1 protein-coding gene is annotated in these 923 nt (G+C 53.0%); it reads right to left on the reverse strand.

Translation table 11 applies throughout. The features are described 5' to 3' along the window. Window positions 1-593: 593 nt before the first annotated feature. Window positions 594-746: a transposase gene (locus QMK33_RS23390; protein WP_283567047.1), complete on the reverse strand. Its 153-nt coding sequence runs from the start codon at window positions 744-746 to the stop codon at window positions 594-596. Window positions 747-923 lie beyond the last annotated feature (177 nt).

The following is a 923-nucleotide window of genomic DNA, read 5'->3' on the forward strand; positions in this document are numbered from 1 at the left end:
TCCTTTATGAGGGCCACGAGTACGAAATCTTCTGGACCAGCCAGCACGCCCTCCACGTCTGCTCCAATTTTAACCGCAACAAGCTGCACGACATCCACCACGAAGACATCTCTCAGTTGCTCGAAAACTACGATGCCATAGTGGGGTTGCGTTAGTAGTTGGACAAAGAATTACTGTAAGGCGACAAATAGGGAAAACGGCCTTTGACTTCAAACGCAGAAAGGCCAGCCTGCGTGAAGCAATCTGCCAAGAGTAGCCCTGAATGGTTAGTTGCTCTACCCGTTACTCGACTGGGTAGTGAACGTAGTTTAGGTACCAGAAATCTATAAAAAGGGCCTTTCGGGTACTTTGATTACCGCTACGGGTTTGGGGTACCGCGTTTCGCCGAGCATACAGCTCAGTAGAGGCAGGAAGTAGCTGGTACCCGAAATCCCTCGTTTTTGTGCTCCTATCCTGGCATTCAACACGAGGCGATTGGGAGAGGCAGGGAGCATCTTTACCAAGGCAAACAGCAAGGGTAGGCAGCCGAACGTTACTCAAAATTCACTGTTAATCAAGATCTTGGCTGCTTAACGCAATTCTTTGTCCAATTACTAACGCAACCCCTTGTAGATGCGTTTGGGGTCGATGTTCATGGCACGCGCCGCGGCTTGGGTCGAGCGGCTTTCACCGGCCAGGCGCAGGGCTTCGGCCCGGAAGGCGGCATCGTAGCGCCGGCGTTTACTAGGTTGGGAGCTGTCTTTCATGACATTCGAAAGATAAGACCCTATTCTGTCCACATTTACCCGACCACCTCAGACGTACCTCACGGCCGCTTGAGCGTGACGCCCTCGTTGGAGACGGTGTAGGGCGTGCCGCCAGGCATGATGGCGAAGGGCTGAAACTGGTCCTGAGGGGACCGAATAGGTAGCGTATACTCCAAC

Origin of the sequence: Hymenobacter sp. H14-R3 (assembly GCF_030063445.1) — a bacterium.
In the GTDB taxonomy this organism is placed as follows: domain Bacteria; phylum Bacteroidota; class Bacteroidia; order Cytophagales; family Hymenobacteraceae; genus Hymenobacter.

What these genes read in the sequence shown, in the direction of transcription:
- QMK33_RS23390 (WP_283567047.1), bottom strand. Translation starts at nt 746, where the DNA reads ATGAAAGACAGCTCCCAACCTAGTAAACGCCGGCGCTACGATGCCGCC.